Source organism: Mycolicibacterium wolinskyi (assembly GCF_002101965.1).
GTDB lineage: Bacteria > Actinomycetota > Actinomycetes > Mycobacteriales > Mycobacteriaceae > Mycobacterium > Mycobacterium wolinskyi.
The window spans coordinates 23,931-41,151 of the sequence record NZ_LQQA01000013.1 but is presented as its reverse complement, the minus strand read 5'-3'; the positions used below and the strand labels follow the sequence as shown (position 1 = coordinate 41,151).

The following is a 17,221-nucleotide window of genomic DNA, read 5'->3' as shown; positions in this document are numbered from 1 at the left end:
TCCCGAAGCGTACCGCGTCGGCGGTCGCGTCCCCGATACCTAAGGGGACGCGGTCAACTGCTCGTCCTGCGTGTTCTCGGGCGACTCCGTCGGGCGCAGGAACAGCTGGAGCAGCACGCCTGCCAGCGCACATGCCGACATCACGAAGAAGCAGACGATGTAGCCGCCGTGCGCGGTCCAGCCGCCGCCCAGCGAGATCAGCCGCCCCATGAGCAGTGGCGCGATGCCGCCGCCGATGAACATGGCGGTGGTGATGATGCCGTTCGCGGTCGAGACGGCACCTTCCGGTGCGGCGTCGGAGGCCGCCGCGTAGTAGATGGGCCACACCGCGTTCGCGACCAAGCCGAAGGCCAACTGGATGACCACGACGAGCAGCGACGACGTGGCGAAATAGAAGCACGCCACGCTGATCGCCATCCAGATCCCGCAGATCATGATGGTGGTCTTGCGTCCGATCACATCCGACAGCGTCGGCCACAGAATCTGGCCGAGGATCCCGGTGAACGCGAAGACGACGCTGAGACCTGCCGATTCGGCGAGTGAGAGCCCGACGACGTTGTAGAGGTAGGCCGGAAGCACCACGTTGATGCCCATGTAGACGATCTGGGTGAGCAGCGTTGTGAGCGCCGTGAGATTGATGCACCGGTTCCGGAAGCAGGCCGAGATCAAACCCTTCCCGCCGGCCGCCCGGTCGAGGTCGCCATCGGGCGGGGTGAGGCCCTTGTCGGCGATGTCCTCATACAGCGTGGCGATGCGATCCGCGGTCGAGTACCGGCCCCAGAAGATCATGAGCGGGACGGCGACGATCAGGCCGAGAAACAGGGTGTAGGACCAGTTGGAGGCGCCGAACACCGCGATCACGACGGCCGCGGACAGGCCACTCAGCAGCGATCCTACGGGGTAACCCGTGTGGTGCACGCCGAGTGCGAATCCGCGGCGCTCCTTGGGCCACCATTCGGCGGTGTTGCTGACGCCCACCGGCTCACCCCACCCGGCGCCCAGGTTGACGCCGACGCGCAGCGCGATGAAGGCGACCGCATGTGAGCTGACGGCCTTCAGGCCCGACACGAACGAGAGTGCGGTGTAACCGATTACGAGCGGCACCTGGAAGCGGGCGCGTTTCCACCCGCCGCCGTATTTGTCGCTGAGCGTCGAACCCGGGATCGCCAGGACGGCAAGCGAAATCATGATGAGCGACGCGATCGCGCCCCACGCGTCCGGGCTGAAGTGGAACTGCTCGGAGATCGTTGGCCCGAGCCGCAGGATTATCTCGCGGTCGTAGGCGTTGAGGATCCAGATCAGCCAGCACACGGCAAGCGAGATCCACGAATACTTGTGCGTGTTGCGCAGGGAGCCGCGGGGCGAGGCAACTTTCATGGGGTGCGTCCTTGAGGGTGGATTACTATGCGCCGAAGCGGGTTTCGGGAATGCCGTGGACTCCGAGGCCGCGGATCGCGAACAGAGATCCACGGAGCTGGCCGTCGCCGGGGAAGCGGGGCAGCGGCGGGCGTGCCATGGACGTCACGTAGAGGACGTCGAGATCGGCTCCGCCGAACATGACGCTCGTGGGTTTGCGGACCGGGAAGTCGATGACGCGGTCGACCGATCCGTCCGGCGCGTACCGAATGATCTTGCCGCCGTAGACCAGTGCCTGCCACAGGTAGCCGTCGGCGTCGACCGTCGCGCCGTCGGCCGCACCGCCCGAGCTCGTGTCGACCCTGGCGAACGTGCGGCGGTTGGCCACCGCCCCGGTGTCGAGGTCGTAGTCGTAGGCCCAGATCTCGCCGGTCCAGGTGTCGCAGAAGTACAGCGTTTCGCCATCGGGGCTCCAGCACGGACCGTTCGACACGGTGATCCCCTCGTCGAGCACCGCGAGTGAGCCGTCCGGGCGGTAGCTGTAGAGCTTGCCGCTTGCGGATTCCTCCAGCGTGTCCATCGACCCGAACACGAAGCGCCCGCGCTTGTCGACCTTGCCGTCGTTGAGCCGGTTGTTCGGCAGGTCGGCTTCCGGATCGATCAATTCCGTGAGGGTGCCGTCCGCCAGATCGAGCTTGGACAACCCGTTCTGCAGCGCGACGATCGCGTGCGCACCGTCGCGGCACAGCGCCATCGAACCGATCTTCTGACCGACGTCCCACGCCCGGATCTGCGAGCCCTCCGCGGTCGACCGGAAGATGCGGCCGTCCGCGCTGTCGATCCAATACAGCAATTGCTGCTCGCAGTCCCACAGTGGCCCCTCGCCCAGGGTGGTCTTGAGATCGACGACGACGTCGATCGTGGGTGTGGCGTAGCGGTCAGACATTGGGGGAACGCTATGAGCGCATGCTGATGTTCAGCAACGTTAAGTTGTGATCTTGGGCATGGACCCCGATCAGCAGTGGTCGGCGGCACTCATCAGGAGGCGTTCGCCGCGCGATTCAGCACTCCGGCCGCCTCGGTGCGGGTCGGGTCAACTTAACGTTGCTTAACGATTTGGGTCACACTTAACGTCGGGGCACCAACCACGGTGGAGGAGGTGAACCGGTGAGGGCACGTGTATCGGCGGCCGATGTCGCGCGGGCGGTCGGCGTCTCGCCGGCAACCGTCTCTTATGTGATGAACGGCCGCAGCGGCGTGTCCGAGCAGACCCGTGCGCGGATCCTGGAGGTCGCCGAGGAGCTCGGCCACATCTCCAGCGCACGTGCCGATCGGCTGCGCTCGCATCAGACCCGGGTCATCGGCCTCGTCCTAACCGACATCGCCAATCCCTTCTACACCGAGATCGCGGCCGGCACGATCGACGCCGCCCGGGCCCGTGGCTATGAGGTGTTCCTCGCCCACACCCAGGAAGATCCGGATACCTTGCGTTCGGTGGTGGACGCCATGATCGCCCGCCACGTCGACGGCGTGGTGTTCACCGTGCTGCACCCCGACGACGGCGACGTCATCCGCGCGCTGCGCAGTGCTCATATCCCGCTCGTGCAGCTGTCGCGGCGAATCGAGCGCATCGACGCCGACTTCGTCGGGATCGACGATCGGGCCGCGGCCTCGGAGATGATGGAACACGTTGTGGGCCATGGCTACCGCGACATCGTGACGATCGTCGGGCCCCGTACGTCGAGCGCATCGGCCGCCAGGGAAGAAGGATTCGTCCACACCGCCGAATCACATGGGATCCGCAGCATCGCCTCGCACCGCATCAGCACCTATCTCAGCGAACGTGGTGGCTACGTCGCCGTCGAGCAGGTGCTCGCACGTAAAGCCATCCCACACGTGATCGTGTGCGGCAGCGACGCCATCGCTCTCGGCGCGATCAGCGCGCTTCGCGCGCACGCGATCAACGTGGGCGAGGACGTCGCGGTCACCGGTTTCGACGGCCTGTATCCCGGCACGTCTCCGCTCGTCGAACTCACCACGGTCAACCAACCACGCCGCGAAATGGCCGAGCAGGCAATCGAACTCCTGACCCGCCGCATCGACGGTGCCGGAGGCTCGTTCCAATCGGTTCTTCGCGCACACCAACTCCGCATCGGCACCACCTGCGGTTGCCCGCGTAACCGCGCCGCCGCCTGACACAACCAAAACACCGCGATCCCTGGGCAATACCGCCCACGGGACTACCTTTCGACACCCTGCAGAAGGGGCTTTGCCATGGGCACGGACACCGAGCTGAACAAGCTCATCTTCCGCAAGCTGATGCCGCTGTTGATCGCGGCCTACATCATCGCGTTCATCGACCGCACCAACATCGGCCTGGCCAAGAACCACCTCGAGGCCGACCTCGGACTCTCCGCGGCCGCATACGGTTTGGGTGCCGGGCTGTTCTTCCTGGCCTATTCGCTGTGCGAGGTGCCGAGCAACCTCATCATGCACCGCGTCGGGGCCCGGCTGTGGATCACCCGGATCATGGTGACGTGGGGCCTGTTGTCGGCGGCCATGGCTTTCGTCCAGGGGCCGGTGTCCTTCTACATCCTTCGGGTGCTACTCGGGATGGCCGAGGCCGGGCTGTTTCCCGGCGTGATGCTCTACCTCACGTACTGGTTCGGGCGCGAGCAGCGGGCCCGGGCCAACGGTGCCTTCCTGGTCGCGGTCTGCCTCGCGAACATCATGGGCGCACCCATCGGCGGTGCCCTGCTCGGTATGGACGGCGTGCTCGGCTGGCACGGGTGGCAGTGGATGTTCGTCATCGAAGGCCTGCCCGCCGTCGCACTCGCGTTCGTCGTGTACAAGTTCCTGCCGAACGGCCCGCAGGACGCGAAATGGCTTGACCCGCAACAGGCCCGCGAGCTCACCGCGCGGCTGGCCCGCGAGCAGCAGGAGGGCGCCCAGGCCTCGGGCACCCACTCGTTCGCCGGGGTGTTCCGCGACAAGCAGATCCTGTTGGTCATCGCGGTCTACTTCACCCACCAGATCGCGGTTTACAGCCTCACCTACTTCCTGCCCGGGATCATCGGCGAATGGGGGGAGATGACCGACCTCACGATCGGTCTGCTCACCGCGCTGCCGTGGGTCGCGGCCGCGATCGGCACGCTCGTGTTGCCGCGCTACGCGACCGATGGGCGACGTTCCCGCACGATGCTGTTCGGCGGCATGGCCGCGATGGTCATCGGCTTCACGGTCGGGGCGGTCGCCGGGCCGGCCCTTGCACTCGTCGGGTTCTGCGTCGCGGCATCGACTTTCTTTGTCGTCCAGTCGATTCTGTTCGCGGTCCCGGCCTCCAGATTGGCAGGCGCGGCGCTGGCCGGCGGCCTGGCGCTCGTGAATACGCTTGGCATCCTCGGCGGTTTCGTCGGGCCGTTCGTGATGGGGCTGCTCGAATCGGCGACCGACAACCCCTCGGCCGGGCTGTGGTTCGTCATCGCACTCGTCTTCATCGGAGCCCTCGTGAGCCTGAGCCTCAAGATCCAGGACGCCCCGGAGAAGGCCACAGAGAAAGAGGTAACAGCATGACCGACCGAATCCTCGTCGTGGGCGCGGGCGCCATCGGCGGTGTCACCGCGGCCCATCTCGCGCGCGCCGGACACGATGTCATGGTGCTCGACGCCAACACCGAACACGTCCGGTTGATGAACTCGCCGGGGCTCCGGTTCGATGAGCTCGGCGAGACGTCGATCGTCCCGATCACCGCGGTCGACAAACCCGCCGACCTGCCGGGTCGATTCTCCTATGCGTTGGTCACCCTGAAGGCGCCCTACCTCGATGTCGCGCTGTCGCCGTTGGTCGCCGGTGACCTGGTGGACACCTATGTGTCTCTCGGAAACGGGTTGGTGCAGAACAGCGTCGAGCAGATCGTCGGCCCGGACCGGCTGGTCATCGGCATCACCGAGTGGGGCGCGACCAATCTGGGCCCCGGCCACCTCGCGCAGACCACCGTCGCACCGTTCGTGATCGGCGAGGCCGACGGCAGCGACAGCCAACGGATCGAGAAGCTGCGCGACATCCTCTCGGCCGCGGCCGAGGTGCGCATCTCGCCGCGCATCGTCGGCCAGATCTGGACGAAGCTACTGCTCAACAGCACGTTCTCCGGGCTCGGGGCGGTCAGCGGAATGCTGTACCGCGAGGTCGTGGCCGAGCCGCCCGGCCGCGAGCTCGCCTACCGGCTGTGGACCGAGGCCTACGACGTCGCCGACGCGGCCGGCATCGAGCTCGACGAGATCGTCGGTGTGCAGCCGGACCGGCTCGTCGTCCGGTCCGGGGCGGATCTCGAACATGCCGACGCCGCACTGCGCATCCTGATGGACCGGCTCGGTGCGACCAAGGCCTCGATGCTGCAAGACCTCGAACGCGGTGCGATCACCGAGGTCGACGTCATCAACGGCGGGGTGTGCTCGACAGCCCAGAAAGCCGGTGTCACAAGCCCGTTGAACGCCCGCATCGTCGAGCTCGTGCACGACTGCGAGCGCGGGAGCCGGGCCCCGGGCCGGGCCACGCTCGAAGCCCTCGCCGAAGTTCCCGCCTGAACCCCAACCAATGAAGGAGTAAGACCGTGAACGACAAGGTCATCATCACCTGCGCGCTGACCGGCGGCATGACCGTGCCCGCCCAGAGCAAGGCCATTCCGATCACCGTCGATCAGATCGTCGAAGAGGGCGTCAAGGCAGCCGAGGCCGGCGCGTCCGTTTTGCATGTCCACGTGCGGGAGGAAGCGACCGGTCGTCCGGTCGCCGATCTCGATCTGTTCGAGCGGGCGCTGTCGGAGCTGAAGAAGAACACCGACGCCGTCATCCAGCCGACCACCGGCGGCGGTCGCGGCATGACCGTCGAAGAGCGGGCCTCGGTCCTCAAGTTCCGTCCCGAGATGGCGACGTTCAACGCAGGCAGCTTCAACTTCGGGCTGTTCCCGGTCGCGTCGCGCGATTTGCCGTTCGCCGACTGGGAACGCGAATACCTCGAAGGTACAACAGATTACATCTTCAAGAACACCTTCGCGGATATGACCTACATGGCTGAGCAGATGCGCCAGGCACAGACGCGCCCCGAGATCGAGGTGTACGACGTCGGCCACATCTACAACCTCGAGCAGCTCGTCAAGGACGGCGTGCTGGAGCCGCCGTTCAACCTGCAGTTCGTGCTCGGCGTGCTCGGTGCCAACGCCGCCGAACCCGATCAGCTCATCCACATGTTGCGCACCGCCGAGCGGGTCTTCGGCAGGGACTCGTTCACCTGGTCGGCCGCCGGGGTGGGGTATCGCGGCGAGTTCAGCCTGGCCGCCCTGTCGTTGACCCTCGGCGGCAACGTGCGGGTCGGACTCGAGGACAACCTGCGGGTCACCAGGACCGAGAACGCGTCGTCGAACGCGGAGCTCGTGCAGAAGGTCGCGCAACTTGCCGCGCTGTTCGATCGCACACCCGCCACCCCGGATGAGGCGCGCCAGTATCTCGGTCTGAAAGGTGCTGGGGCAGTTGCGTTCTGAGATGCGACGTGGACTCGACAAGGTCGTCGACAGTGCCGCACGCGCGGTTGCCGACATCCCCAGCGGGGCGTCGCTCGCCGTCGGTGGCTTCGGGTTGTGCGGCATACCCTCCGTCCTGATCGGAGCGCTGTTCGAGCACGGGGCCGACGATCTCGAAGTCGTCTCCAACAACTGCGGGGTCGACGACTGGGGGCTGGGAATACTGCTGGCTGCCGGCCGGATCCGGCGCACGGTGGCCTCCTACGTCGGCGAGAACAAGGAGTTCTCCCGTCAGTACCTGTCCGGTGAACTCGAAGTCGAACTGACCCCGCAGGGCACCCTCGCCGAGCGAATGCGCGCCGGCGGCAGCGGAATTCCCGCGTTCTACACCGCGACCGGTGTCGGCACCCAGATCGCCGACGGCGGGCTGCCGTGGCGGTACGCGCCCGACGGCACGGTCGCGGTCGCGTCGCCGGCCAAGGAGACCCGGGTCTTCGACGGCCGCGAGTACATCCTCGAGGAATCGATCGCCTGCGACTACGCGCTCGTCCGCGCCTGGAAGGGCGACCGGTACGGCAATCTCGTGTATCGCGACGCGGCAAGGAATTTCAACCCACTCGCGGCCATGTGCGGGCAGACCACGATCGCCGAGGTCGAACAACTCGTCGAACCCGGCGAGATCGACCCCAACGACATCCACACCCCCGGGGTGTTCGTGCACCGTGTCGTGGCGCTGACCCCGGAGCAGGCCACCGACAAGCGAATCGAGAAGCGGACCGTGAGGACGACAGCATGAGCTGGACACGCGATCAGATGGCTGCCCGCGCAGCCGCCGAGCTGACCGACGGCTCGTACGTCAACCTCGGCATCGGACTGCCCACGCTGGTGCCCGGGTTCGTCCCGGACGATGTCGAACTGTCCCTACAGAGCGAGAACGGGATCCTCGGCGTCGGCGCCTATCCGTTCGACGGCGACGAGAGCCCCGACCTCATCAACGCGGGCAAGGAGACCGTCACCGTCCGTCCCGGCGCGTCGTTCTTCGACTCGTCGACCTCGTTCGGCATGATCCGGGCCCGCAAGATCGATGCCGCGATCCTCGGCGCCATGCAGGTCTCGGCGTCCGGCGACATCGCGAACTGGATGATCCCCGGAAAGATGGTCAAGGGCATGGGCGGTGCGATGGACCTCGTGCACGGCGCCCGGCGCGTCATCGTACTCATGGAACACATCGCCAGGGACGGCAGCTACAAGATCGTCAACGAGTGCTCGCTGCCCTACACGGGACGGGGCGTCGTCGAGCGCATCATCACCGATCTCGCGGTGCTCGACGTCACCCCCGCCGGACTCGAACTCGTCGAACTCGCGCCCGGCGTCACCGAGGCTGAGGTCCGCGACAAGACCGAGCCGCCGCTGCTCAGCGCAGCCGGAAGATGACCGCGCGCTGCACCACGAAGTTGATGACCGTCGCGGTGCCCTGGGCGATGACGAACGCGACGGGCACGCGCCACGGCTTCTCGTCCCAGGCCATGTAGAACACGTAATTGATCCCGACCTGCACCGCGTAGGTCAGCGCGTACAGCACGCACACCGCGATGAACCGGGCCTTGCTGGGCGGCGCCTGGAACGTCCAGCGCCGGTTGATCAGGTAGGCCGTGGTGGTGCCCGCGATGAAGCTCAGCGTCTTGGCGATGTTGACGTGCATGCCGGTCGCGAGCAGCGCGACATACAGGCCGAAGTCGACGATCGCCGACAACCCGCCGGTGACGATGAACCGGAACGCCTGCGTCGTCAGACTCAGGCGTGGGGTCGTTGGTGCGGTGTCGGCCACTCGGGCAGCTTAGCGAGGGCCTACCGTGCGGGTGTGTTGCAGATGGTGCTCAACTATCTCGGTATCGCCGTGTTCGCGTCGTCGGGCGCGATGGTCGCGATCCGCAAGGGCTTCGACCTGTTCGGCATCGCGGCGCTCGGGATCATGACGGGCGTCGGCGGCGGTGTGGTGCGTGACCTGTTCCTCAACATCAGTCCGCCGACGTCGATCCAGCACTGGCCCAACGTCACGGTGGCCCTGGTGGCCACGGCGGTGGCCACGCTGACCGCGCGGCTGTTCATCCGGATGAGGCGCAGCGTGCTCACGCTCGACGCCATCGGTATGGGCTTCTTCGCGACGTCGGGTGCGGCCATCGCGGTGGATCACGGCGCGAGCTGGTTCGCGGCAGCGCTGATCGGCATGACCACCGCGATCGGCGGCGGCATCATCCGCGACGTACTCGCGCGCGAGGTGCCGATGCTGCTCGGTCCCGACGAGCTGTATGCCGTTCCGGCGATGCTCGGTGCGGCGGCCTACGCCGTCATCGACTATTTCGGCCCGCAGTGGGTGGGTCTGGTCGTGGGCACCGTGCTCGCGACCGTGCTGCGGCTGGCCGGCCTGGTGTTCCACTGGCGGTTGCCAACGGGGCCCGCCGATCTGATCGTGCGCGGCGAGACCTAGCGCAACACCTCGGACAGCACGCTCACAAGTGCGTCGACCGCGGGCCCGAAGGCGTGTTCGGCAGGCCCGCCGATGCCCACGAGCACCCCGTCCGGATTGGGGAGTGCCGGATCGGCCATGGGGTGGCGCATGATCGCGAGCCCGTTCAACGCGATGCCCGCCTCGCCTGCCCGGTGCAGCACCTCGGGCTCGGCCCCGTCGGGCAGGGTCAGCAGCATGTTCACGCCGGCGACCAGGCCGCCGATACCCACGTCGAATCCGTCCAGTGCGGCGACCAGCGCGTCCCGCCTGCGTCGGTACCGGTTGCGCATGCGCCGGACGTGGCGGTCGTAGCCGCCGGTGCCGATGAAATCGGCCAGCGTGAGCGACGTGATCGCGTTGACGTGGTACTGCTGTCCGCCGGCCGCCGCGATCACCGGATCGATGAGCGCCTCGGGGAGAACCATCCAGCCGACGCGCAGCGTCTGGGCCATGGCCTTGCTGGCCGAGCCCAGATAGATGACCCGTTCGGGATCGAGCGCCTGCAGGGCACCGATCGGCTGGCGGTCGTAGCGGAACTCGCCGTCGTAGTCGTCGTCGATCACGTAGCCGCCGGTGCGCCGCGCCCACTCGACGGCGGCGGTGCGGCGCGCCGGATGCAGGGCCATGCCGAACGGGCTCTGGTGGGCCGGAGTGAGCAGTGCGGCCGGGGTGTCGAGCCCGTCGAGATCGCCGACCACCGCACCGTGTTCGTCGATCCCGATGGGCGTGGTCCCGATGCCCATCGCGGCCCACGCGTCGCGAAAGATGAAGAGCCCGTACGCTTCCACGGCGATCGGACGGGTTGTCCCGAACACTTTGCCGAGCAGTTCGACGCCGTCACGCACACCGGCGCAGATGACGATCGATTCGGGTGTCGTGCGCACACCTCTGACCCGGCCGAGGTATTCGGCGAGTGCCTCCCGCAGCTCGGCATGCCCGCGCGGATCGCCCATCCGCAGTGCGGACACCGGGGCGTTCAACAGTGCGCGTCGCGTCGAGGCCAGCCACGCGGTGCGCGGAAACTCCGCGACGTCCGGCGAACCGGGCATCAGGTTGTGCTTGGGAACGATCGTCGTGCGCCGCGGCCGCCGCACCGGCGGCGTCACCGCGGATCTGGCGACCCACGTGCCGGCGCCTTGACGCGAGGCCAGCCAGCCTTCCGCGACGAGTTCGGCGTACGCCTCGGCGACGGTGTTGCGGGCCAGCCCGAGATCGGCGGCCAGGGTGCGCGACGGCGGCAGCACGGTGTCGGTGGCCAGCCGACCGGACCGGATACCGTCCCGCAGCGCCTGGATCAGCTGTTCCCTGGCAGTCCGGCTGCCCGGTTCGATGACCGTGCGCAGCTCGAGATGCAAGTCCCGACTGCCAGAATTGGCCCGCGAATTCACCCTTAGATTGAACCATCTAGACGGGACTTTGGCGGCTAGCGTTTATGGCATGACGCAGACACTCGAATCCACCAAGACCACCGACCGGCTCAAGATCTACAAGGCTTCACCCGAGCTCTACGACGCCATGATGACGCTGTCCAACGCATCGGCGAAGGACATCGACCCCACCATCGCCGAGCTCATCAAGATCCGCGCCTCGCAGCTCAACCGCTGCGCGTTCTGCCTCGACATGCACACCCACGACGCCCGTCAGCACGGCGAAACCGAACAGCGGCTCGCGCTGATCGCCGCGTGGGAAGAGGCCGGTGATCTGTTCACCGAGCAAGAGCAGGCCGCACTCGCGCTGACCGAAGCCATGACGGACCTGAGCCACGGCCCGGTCTCTGACGAGGTTTATGCCCGGGCCGCCGCCGCGTTCACCGAACGTGAACTCGGCCAAGTCATTTCGATGGCGGTCACCATCAACGCGTGGAACCGCATCAACGCCGCGGTGAAGACGCCACCGCCGCGGCGCTGACGCTGGGAAACTGAAGGGGTGCAGACCCGGTCCGGTGCGCAGATCACCGTGCACGGTGCTGTCGTGCACAAGCTGCACCGGCCGGGTACCGACCCGCGGGCACTTGCCGCTCGCCTACACACCGCGCGCGGACTCGACGTCTTCGTGGCGCCGCTGTCGCTCACACCGGAACGGGTCGGTGACCGATGGCGGACCCGGTGGCCGCTCGTGGAAACCCTTGCCGAAGAGCCGGATTCGGTTCCGTGGGCGGAGATCGCGCGGCTGCTGGCGCGGCTGCACAACGCGTCGTTCGTGCCCAGGCTCCCCGCCCACGGCTGGCCGGCTCGCCTGCGGCGGGCGGTAGATCGGGCCCGCGGATACGACGTGATCGTGCGCGCCGCGGCCGGTCTGCCCGACCAAGCGTGGCGGGCCGGTTCGGCCGACCGCCCGCGCACGCTCGTACACGGCGACTTCCATCTCGGCCAGCTGGGCCACCGGGCTCCGGGCCCATGGCAACTCATCGATGTCGACGATCTCGGCGTCGGCGATCCGGCCTGGGACCTGGCCCGCCCGGCCGGGTTCTGGGCCGCGGGCCTGATTCCCGACGCCGACTGGGGCGCGTTCGTCGACGCATACCGGGCGGCAGGCGGCCCAGCACTGCCGTCGGGTGACCCGTGGCCGGTGCTGGAACCGTTCGCCCGCGCCGCCGTCATCCAGGCCGCCGCGAACGATCCCGAAGACGAGATGTTGTCGGCGGCCTGTGCGCGGATGCCTCAGCTGGAGAAGAACAGCCGGCCGAAGCCCTGCTTGCGGTAGTGCTTGTTGCCGCGATGGCCCCAGCCCGGCCCGTAGTTCGCGTGTCCGTAACTCTGCCCGTAGCCGGAGTGGGCCGGTGGAGGCGGGGGTGCGGACTGCACGAACCGGTTCTCCATCTGGGTCAGCGCCTCGAGCTCGCCGAAGTCCAGGAAGATGCCACGGCACGTGTCGCACTGCTCGAGGTGGATGCCGTTGCGTTCATAGGTCTTCATGACCCCGGCGCACTTCGGGCACAGCAGGTTGTTACCCACCCCGTGTGTCGGAGGGGTCTTCGGGGGCTCATATGGCGGGATGCTCATATCGCCATAACGACCGAAGCCGCTGTGAAGTGCCTGTGAACTTTTTGGCCCTACTATGCGGCTGATGAGCGAGAGTCGGGTACTCGTGGTGCTCTCCGGGCTTCCCGGGGTCGGGAAGACGACCGTGGCTCGCCGCGTCGGCGAACGTCTGGGTGCGGTGCATCTGCGTATCGACACGATCGAGGCCGCGATGGTCCGGTCCGGACTCGTCGCAGCGGCGGGCGGCTGGGACAACGCACCAGATGCGGGTTACCAAGTGGCGTACAGCGTCGCGTCCGATTTGTTGCGGGCCGGGCACGACGTCGTCGCCGACAGCGTGAACCCGCTCGGTGTCACGCGGCGGGCCTGGGCCGATGTCGCCGGAGCAGCCGATGCGGTCGCCATCAACGTCGAGGTCATCTGCAGCGACATGGATATGCACCGCGAGCGCGTCGAGAGGCGGACGTCGGATCTGGACGGACTCGTCGTTCCCACGTGGGAGCAGGTCCTGAGCCGGAGATATGAACCCTGGAGCACCCCGGTGCTTCGCGTCGACACCGCGACGGACGCCGACGCCGCAGTGAACGACATCGTCTCGGCGGTACGCGCACGGTAGTTGTCGGTGCGCGGGCGTAGCATCGATCACATGTTCGAAAGTTTGTTCGATATCGATCCGGGGGCGTCGGAGCAACAGCTGCGCGCCCTGGTCGAGAAGTACGAACTGCTGAAACCGGCGCTGGCGGCCGCCCAGGCCCGCGCGACGGCGTTGTGGGATGCCAAGCGCCGCGCCCGCGAAGCCGCCGACGGGGTGCCGGCCGCCAAACGCGGCAAAGGTTTGGCCGCCGAGGTCGCGTTGGCGCGGCGCGAGGCACCCAAGAAAGGCGACCAGTATCTCGGGCTGGCCAAAGCACTCGTCCACGAGATGCCCCACACCCTGGCCGCCCTGGAAGCGGGGATGCTCTCGGAATGGCGCGCCACCCTGATCGTGCGGGAATCAGCCTGCCTGGAGGTGGAGGACCGGCGCCGGCTGGATGGCGAACTGTGCGCCGATACGACACGGCTGCAGGGGTGGGGCAACAGTCGGGTCAAGGCCGAGGCCCGCAAGATCGCGCTGCGCCTGGATGCCGCGGCGGTCGTCGAACGGGCGGCCAAGGCCGCCGCCGACCGCGGCGTGTGGATCCGCCCCGCCCCCGACACCATGGCGTATGTGACGGTGCTGTTGCCCGTCGCCCGAGCCGTCGCGGTCTATGCCGCCTGCAAAAACGCCGCCGACACCACCTACGACGACCGCAGCCGCGGCCAGATCATGGCCGACAGCGTCTACGAACGCGTCACCGGCCGACCGGCGGATGTGGCTGAACCGGTCGCGGTGAAACTCGTGATCACCGACGAGACATTGTTGGGCGGTTCACAGGTGCCTGCTCATATCAGTGGCTATGGTCCGGTGCCCGCGGAAGTGGCCCGAAAGTTGGTGGCCGACGCGGTCGGTGATGAGCGGTCGAAGGCGACGTTGCAGCGGCTGTATCGGCATCCGAGCTCGGGTGCGTTGGTGGCGATGGAGTCGCGGGCGCGGTTGTTCCCCAAGGGATTGGCCGAGTTCATCGCGTTGCGTGATGACACCTGCCGCACGCCGTACTGCGATGCGCCCATCCGCCATACCGATCACGCCGAGCCCAGCGCCCGCGGTGGTGCGACGAGCGCTGCCAACGGCGAAGGATTGTGTGAGCGCTGCAACTACACCAAGGAATCGGCGGGGTGGCAGGTACACACCTTCGATGAAAACGGGGTACACACCGCCTTTTTCGTGACGCCGACCGGTGCGGTCTACCGTTCCACCGCACCGCCGCTGCCCGGCGCGCGCGAAGAGTTCGAGTGCCCAACCGAACTCATGTTGGCGATCGAATTCGCCAGGCCCCACGCCGCCTAGCCGCGGCGAAGTTAGGGTTGGGTGCATGGCCAGCCCGGTGTCGGTGCTCTCTGAGGACGAAAGCTGGCGTCTGCTCGCAAGCGTCGCGCTCGGGCGGTTCGTCACCACGATCGGCACCCGGCTGGAGATCTTCCCGGTCAATTTCGTGGTGCAACGGCGCACGGTGTTGTTCCGTACGGCGGAGGGTACGAAGCTGATCACCGCGGTGATGAGTGACCGCGTCCTGTTCGAGGCCGATGACCACAACATCATCAACGGTTGGAGTGTGATCGTGCGCGGCACGGCCGAGCTACTCGAATCGCCCGAAGACATCGCGGCCGCCGAGCGCGCTCAGCTGCTGCCGTGGACCGCCACCGAGAAGCGCCGTTTCGTGCGGATCACGCCGAAAGAGATCTCGGGCCGCTACTTCACCTTCGGGTCGGATCAGACCCAATAAGGCACGCGCGCGCGGTACTGCCGCATGGCGAACGCCGCGAGGATCCAACCGACGACGGTCAGTGTGAGCACGACCAGCCAATGGTGGAGTTCCTGATCGGCACCCAGAAGCGGGGCCCGCACGATGTCGAGATAGTGCAGCAGCGGGTTGAGTTCGACGATCTTGGCCCACGATCCCGCGCCCTGCTGTTGCAGCGTGGCCTCGTTCCAGATGATCGGTGTCATGAAGAACAGCAGCTGCACGAGCGATGCCAGCAGCGGGCCGATGTCGCGGTAGCGCGTGGCGAGAATGCCGAAGCACAACGACACCCACACGCAGTTCAGCACGATCAGACCGAGGGCCGGAATGACCGCGAGATCGGTCCATTTCCACGGTTTCGGATAGATGATCGCGATGACCACGAAGATGATGATGTTGTGGCCGAACAGGATCATCTGCCGCCACACGAGCCGATATACGTGAACCGACAGCGGCGTCGGCAACTGTTTGATCAGGCCTTCGTTGGCGATGAACACCTCGGCGCCCTCGAGGATGGACGCGTTGATCAGGTTCCAGACGATCAGTCCGAGCGTCACGTAGGGCAGGTGCTCGGCGAGTTCCAGCTTGAACAGCTTCGAGTACAGGACGCCCATCGCGACGGCGGTGGCACCGGTCGCGATGGTGATCCAGAACGGCCCGAGCACGCTGCGTCGGTAGCGCTGCTTGATGTCCTGCCAGCCCAGATGCAGCCACAGCTCGCGTTTGCCGAACCCTTCGACCAGGTCGCGGCGGGCGCGGGCAAAGGTCCTTGACTGCGCCGCGGCGTCGGTGAACGTCATCGCTGAAACCTTTCGCGTCTGCCCAACCGCCGCAAGCGAATCCACTCGCGCAGACCCGCAGGGTCGCGGCGTGACACCAGAAAGTACCAGCCGAAGCGCACCCACTCCTGCGGCAGGAGTTTGCGTAGCCCCGGCTGGGACAACAGGTAGCCACGGTTGCGGTAGGTGAAGAAGCGCTTGGTCTCGTCGTCGGGATACTGCGTGTGCATGCGCCCGCCGAGGATGGGTTTGAACTCGTCGGTGCCGCACGGATGCAAATAGCTTGCGGTCAAGCACGTTCCGAACGGAAGCCCGGAGCGGACGAGCCTGCGGTGCAGTTCGACTTCGTCCCCGCGCACGAACAGTCGCAGGTCCGGGACGCCGACGGCGTCCACGGTGGCGGCACGGAACAACGCCCCGTTGAACAACGACGCGATGCCGGGCAACAGATCACCGCTTCCTTCGGTACGCAACTCGCTGACCAGGCGTCGCCACGCCAGGCCGCGGCGCAACGGGAAGGCGAGCCGCTCAGGATCGTCGAGGTTGCACACCATCGGTGACACCTCGGCCAGGCTGTGCTGTTCGGCGCATGCCAGCAGGGTCCCCAGCACCGTGGCGTCGGCTGGCCTGCCGTCGTCGTCGGCAAGCCAGATCCAATCAGCCCCCAGCGTCAGCGCGTGCAACATGCCCAGTGCGAAACCTCCTGCCCCACCGAGGTTTCGGCGCGAGCCGAGATACGTCGACGGGATGGGCTGGCCGGTCACCAGGTCGCGCACCGCCGGATCGTTGTCGTTGTCGACGACGATCAGGTGGTCGGGTGCACAGTCCTGCGTCACCACCGCATCGAGCGATTTGGCCAGCAGTTCGCGACGCCGGTGGGTCACCACCACCGCGCACACCAGATCAGCCACGCGCGGTTTCCTCGAGCACCTCACGCACATGCCGCGCGGCGTCGTCGCCCTCATAGGCGCGCACGACGTCCTCGATCCCACCCGTCATCTTGATGGTGCCATGGTCGATCCACATCGCCGTCTTGCACAACCGGGCCAGGAATTCATTGGAATGGCTTGCGAACACCAGGATTCCGGACCGCTCGACCAGATCCTGCAAGCGGGTCTGCGCCTTTTTGAGGAACTCGGCGTCGACCGCTCCGATGCCTTCGTCGAGCAGGAGGATCTCCGGGTCGATGCTGGTCACCACCCCCAGCGCCAATCGCACCCGCATGCCGGCCGAGTACGTGCGCAGCGGCATCGAGAGGTAGTCGCCGAGTTCGGTGAAGTCGGCGATCTCGTCGACTCTGGCCAACATCTGCTTGCGGGTCTGCCCGAGGAACAAGCCGCGGATGATGATGTTCTCGAAGCCGGAGATCTCCGGGTCCATCCCGACGCCGAGGTCGAAAACCGGTGCCACCCGGCCGGTTACGGTCGCCGAGCCGCGCGTCGGTTCGTAGATGCCCGACAGCAGGCGCAGCAGCGTGGACTTGCCCGCGCCGTTGTGCCCGACGAGCCCGACGCGGTCGCCCATCTCCAACGACATCGTGATGTCGCGCAGCGCCTCGATGACGACGACGTTGGACTCGTTGCGCCCGATCGCGCCGCCGGCCTTGCCCAGGAACGCCTTCTTCAGCGACCGCGACTTGGCATCGAAGATGGGGAACTCCACCCACGCATCGCGCGTGGAGATGTGTGGATCAGACACCG

General features: G+C 66.9%; 20 protein-coding genes. 12 read left to right on the top strand and 8 right to left on the bottom strand.

Features of this window, described 5'->3' with window-relative positions; all coding sequences use genetic code 11:
• Positions 1 to 39: 39 nt before the first annotated feature.
• Complete coding sequence (locus AWC31_RS12260) at positions 40 to 1,377, bottom strand: MFS transporter (RefSeq protein ID WP_085144528.1); 1,338 nt, start codon at positions 1,375 to 1,377, stop codon at positions 40 to 42.
• Between the two features lie 25 nt (positions 1,378 to 1,402).
• Entirely contained in the window at positions 1,403 to 2,302 is a 900-nt protein-coding gene (locus AWC31_RS12255) for an SMP-30/gluconolactonase/LRE family protein (protein ID WP_085144527.1), read from the bottom strand.
• 221 nt (positions 2,303 to 2,523) lie between these two features.
• Between AWC31_RS12255 and AWC31_RS12250 the strand changes: the two genes are divergently transcribed.
• The 6 genes from AWC31_RS12250 to AWC31_RS12225 all read left to right on the top strand — a co-directional run bounded on the left by AWC31_RS12250 (position 2,524) and on the right by AWC31_RS12225 (position 8,305).
• Positions 2,524 to 3,552, top strand: coding sequence for a LacI family DNA-binding transcriptional regulator (locus tag AWC31_RS12250; RefSeq protein ID WP_085144526.1), 1,029 nt, complete (start codon positions 2,524 to 2,526; stop codon positions 3,550 to 3,552).
• A gap of 78 nt (positions 3,553 to 3,630) precedes the next feature.
• The gene (locus AWC31_RS12245) at positions 3,631 to 4,929 is read left to right on the top strand and encodes an MFS transporter (RefSeq protein WP_234816835.1); all 1,299 of its coding nucleotides are present in this window, start codon (positions 3,631 to 3,633) and stop codon (positions 4,927 to 4,929) included.
• Positions 4,926 to 5,939, top strand: coding sequence for a ketopantoate reductase family protein (locus tag AWC31_RS12240; RefSeq protein ID WP_085144525.1), 1,014 nt, complete (start codon positions 4,926 to 4,928; stop codon positions 5,937 to 5,939). Before AWC31_RS12245 ends, AWC31_RS12240 begins: the two co-directional genes overlap by 4 nt.
• A gap of 26 nt (positions 5,940 to 5,965) precedes the next feature.
• Positions 5,966 to 6,892, top strand: a complete 927-nt coding sequence (locus AWC31_RS12235; protein WP_085144524.1) for a beta-keto acid cleavage family enzyme — start codon at positions 5,966 to 5,968, stop codon at positions 6,890 to 6,892.
• Between the two features lies 1 nt (position 6,893).
• Positions 6,894 to 7,667 carry a CoA transferase subunit A gene (locus tag AWC31_RS12230; protein ID WP_085144523.1) on the top strand — a complete coding sequence of 258 codons (774 nt, stop codon included), beginning with the start codon at positions 6,894 to 6,896 and terminating at the stop codon, positions 7,665 to 7,667.
• Complete coding sequence (locus tag AWC31_RS12225; protein ID WP_085144522.1) at positions 7,664 to 8,305, top strand: 3-oxoacid CoA-transferase subunit B; 642 nt, start codon at positions 7,664 to 7,666, stop codon at positions 8,303 to 8,305. The genes AWC31_RS12230 and AWC31_RS12225 overlap by 4 nt, the downstream gene beginning before the upstream one ends.
• On the opposite strand, the gene AWC31_RS12220 is transcribed toward AWC31_RS12225, so the two are convergent.
• Positions 8,286 to 8,699 (bottom strand): GtrA family protein, encoded by a 414-nt coding sequence (locus AWC31_RS12220; RefSeq protein ID WP_085144521.1) that lies wholly within the window; start codon positions 8,697 to 8,699, stop codon positions 8,286 to 8,288. The genes AWC31_RS12225 and AWC31_RS12220 overlap by 20 nt on opposite strands.
• Positions 8,700 to 8,732: 33 nt before the next feature.
• Here AWC31_RS12220 and AWC31_RS12215 point away from each other — a divergent pair, with 33 nt between their 5' ends.
• On the top strand, positions 8,733 to 9,359 hold the full coding sequence (locus tag AWC31_RS12215; RefSeq protein WP_085144520.1) for a trimeric intracellular cation channel family protein: 627 nt from the start codon (positions 8,733 to 8,735) through the stop codon (positions 9,357 to 9,359).
• Here the strand turns inward: AWC31_RS12215 and pdxR are convergent.
• Positions 9,356 to 10,768, bottom strand: a complete 1,413-nt coding sequence (pdxR, locus tag AWC31_RS12210; RefSeq protein WP_085144519.1) for a MocR-like pyridoxine biosynthesis transcription factor PdxR — start codon at positions 10,766 to 10,768, stop codon at positions 9,356 to 9,358. The genes AWC31_RS12215 and pdxR overlap by 4 nt on opposite strands.
• 49 nt (positions 10,769 to 10,817) lie before the next feature.
• Here pdxR and AWC31_RS12205 point away from each other — a divergent pair, with 49 nt between their 5' ends.
• Together AWC31_RS12205 and AWC31_RS12200 are read left to right on the top strand one after the other, a co-directional pair.
• Positions 10,818 to 11,288: a carboxymuconolactone decarboxylase family protein gene (locus AWC31_RS12205; RefSeq protein WP_085144518.1), complete on the top strand. Its 471-nt coding sequence runs from the start codon at positions 10,818 to 10,820 to the stop codon at positions 11,286 to 11,288.
• Between the two features lie 18 nt (positions 11,289 to 11,306).
• A complete protein-coding gene (locus AWC31_RS12200) occupies positions 11,307 to 12,083 on the top strand; it encodes a phosphotransferase family protein (RefSeq protein ID WP_085144517.1) in 777 nt (258 codons plus the stop codon).
• Here the strand turns inward: AWC31_RS12200 and AWC31_RS12195 are convergent.
• The gene (locus AWC31_RS12195; protein WP_085144516.1) at positions 12,041 to 12,382 is read right to left on the bottom strand and encodes a TFIIB-type zinc ribbon-containing protein; all 342 of its coding nucleotides are present in this window, start codon (positions 12,380 to 12,382) and stop codon (positions 12,041 to 12,043) included. The genes AWC31_RS12200 and AWC31_RS12195 overlap by 43 nt on opposite strands.
• 64 nt (positions 12,383 to 12,446) lie before the next feature.
• Here AWC31_RS12195 and AWC31_RS12190 point away from each other — a divergent pair, with 64 nt between their 5' ends.
• From AWC31_RS12190 to AWC31_RS12180, 3 genes are read left to right on the top strand one after another with little or no spacing between them, the layout of a single operon-like run.
• Positions 12,447 to 12,977 (top strand): P-loop nucleotide/nucleoside kinase family protein, encoded by a 531-nt coding sequence (locus AWC31_RS12190; RefSeq protein ID WP_085144783.1) that lies wholly within the window; start codon positions 12,447 to 12,449, stop codon positions 12,975 to 12,977.
• 30 nt (positions 12,978 to 13,007) lie between these two features.
• Positions 13,008 to 14,288 (top strand): HNH endonuclease, encoded by a 1,281-nt coding sequence (locus tag AWC31_RS12185; protein ID WP_085144515.1) that lies wholly within the window; start codon positions 13,008 to 13,010, stop codon positions 14,286 to 14,288.
• A 25-nt stretch (positions 14,289 to 14,313) separates the two neighbouring features.
• The gene (locus AWC31_RS12180; protein WP_085144514.1) at positions 14,314 to 14,724 is read left to right on the top strand and encodes a pyridoxamine 5'-phosphate oxidase family protein; all 411 of its coding nucleotides are present in this window, start codon (positions 14,314 to 14,316) and stop codon (positions 14,722 to 14,724) included.
• On the opposite strand, the gene wzm is transcribed toward AWC31_RS12180, so the two are convergent.
• From wzm to wzt, 3 genes are read right to left on the bottom strand one after another with little or no spacing between them, the layout of a single operon-like run.
• Positions 14,712 to 15,542 carry a galactan export ABC transporter permease subunit Wzm/RfbD gene (gene wzm, locus AWC31_RS12175; RefSeq protein WP_067851485.1) on the bottom strand — a complete coding sequence of 277 codons (831 nt, stop codon included), beginning with the start codon at positions 15,540 to 15,542 and terminating at the stop codon, positions 14,712 to 14,714. The two genes, AWC31_RS12180 and wzm, sit on opposite strands and share 13 nt — an antisense overlap.
• A complete protein-coding gene (gene glfT1, locus AWC31_RS12170) occupies positions 15,539 to 16,432 on the bottom strand; it encodes a galactofuranosyltransferase GlfT1 (RefSeq protein ID WP_207626344.1) in 894 nt (297 codons plus the stop codon). Before glfT1 ends, wzm begins: the two co-directional genes overlap by 4 nt.
• Positions 16,425 to 17,219, bottom strand: coding sequence for a galactan export ABC transporter ATP-binding subunit Wzt/RfbE (wzt, locus tag AWC31_RS12165; RefSeq protein ID WP_067851490.1), 795 nt, complete (start codon positions 17,217 to 17,219; stop codon positions 16,425 to 16,427). The genes glfT1 and wzt overlap by 8 nt, the downstream gene beginning before the upstream one ends.
• Between the last annotated feature and the right edge of the window lie 2 nt (positions 17,220 to 17,221).

Excerpts from the sequence above, each read along its gene's own strand:
- AWC31_RS12185 (WP_085144515.1), top strand. The coding sequence starts at position 13,008 with ATGTTCGAAAGTTTGTTCGATATCGATCCGGGGGCGTCGGAGCAACAG.
- AWC31_RS12225 (WP_085144522.1), top strand. The coding sequence starts at position 7,664 with ATGAGCTGGACACGCGATCAGATGGCTGCCCGCGCAGCCGCCGAGCTG.
- wzm (WP_067851485.1), bottom strand. The coding sequence starts at position 15,542 with ATGACGTTCACCGACGCCGCGGCGCAGTCAAGGACCTTTGCCCGCGCC.
- AWC31_RS12255 (WP_085144527.1), bottom strand. The coding sequence starts at position 2,302 with ATGTCTGACCGCTACGCCACACCCACGATCGACGTCGTCGTCGATCTC.
- AWC31_RS12260 (WP_085144528.1), bottom strand. The coding sequence starts at position 1,377 with ATGAAAGTTGCCTCGCCCCGCGGCTCCCTGCGCAACACGCACAAGTAT.
- AWC31_RS12190 (WP_085144783.1), top strand. The coding sequence starts at position 12,447 with ATGAGCGAGAGTCGGGTACTCGTGGTGCTCTCCGGGCTTCCCGGGGTC.
- AWC31_RS12195 (WP_085144516.1), bottom strand. The coding sequence starts at position 12,382 with ATGAGCATCCCGCCATATGAGCCCCCGAAGACCCCTCCGACACACGGG.
- AWC31_RS12245 (WP_234816835.1), top strand. The coding sequence starts at position 3,631 with ATGGGCACGGACACCGAGCTGAACAAGCTCATCTTCCGCAAGCTGATG.
- AWC31_RS12180 (WP_085144514.1), top strand. The coding sequence starts at position 14,314 with ATGGCCAGCCCGGTGTCGGTGCTCTCTGAGGACGAAAGCTGGCGTCTG.
- AWC31_RS12230 (WP_085144523.1), top strand. The coding sequence starts at position 6,894 with ATGCGACGTGGACTCGACAAGGTCGTCGACAGTGCCGCACGCGCGGTT.
- AWC31_RS12240 (WP_085144525.1), top strand. The coding sequence starts at position 4,926 with ATGACCGACCGAATCCTCGTCGTGGGCGCGGGCGCCATCGGCGGTGTC.
- AWC31_RS12205 (WP_085144518.1), top strand. The coding sequence starts at position 10,818 with ATGACGCAGACACTCGAATCCACCAAGACCACCGACCGGCTCAAGATC.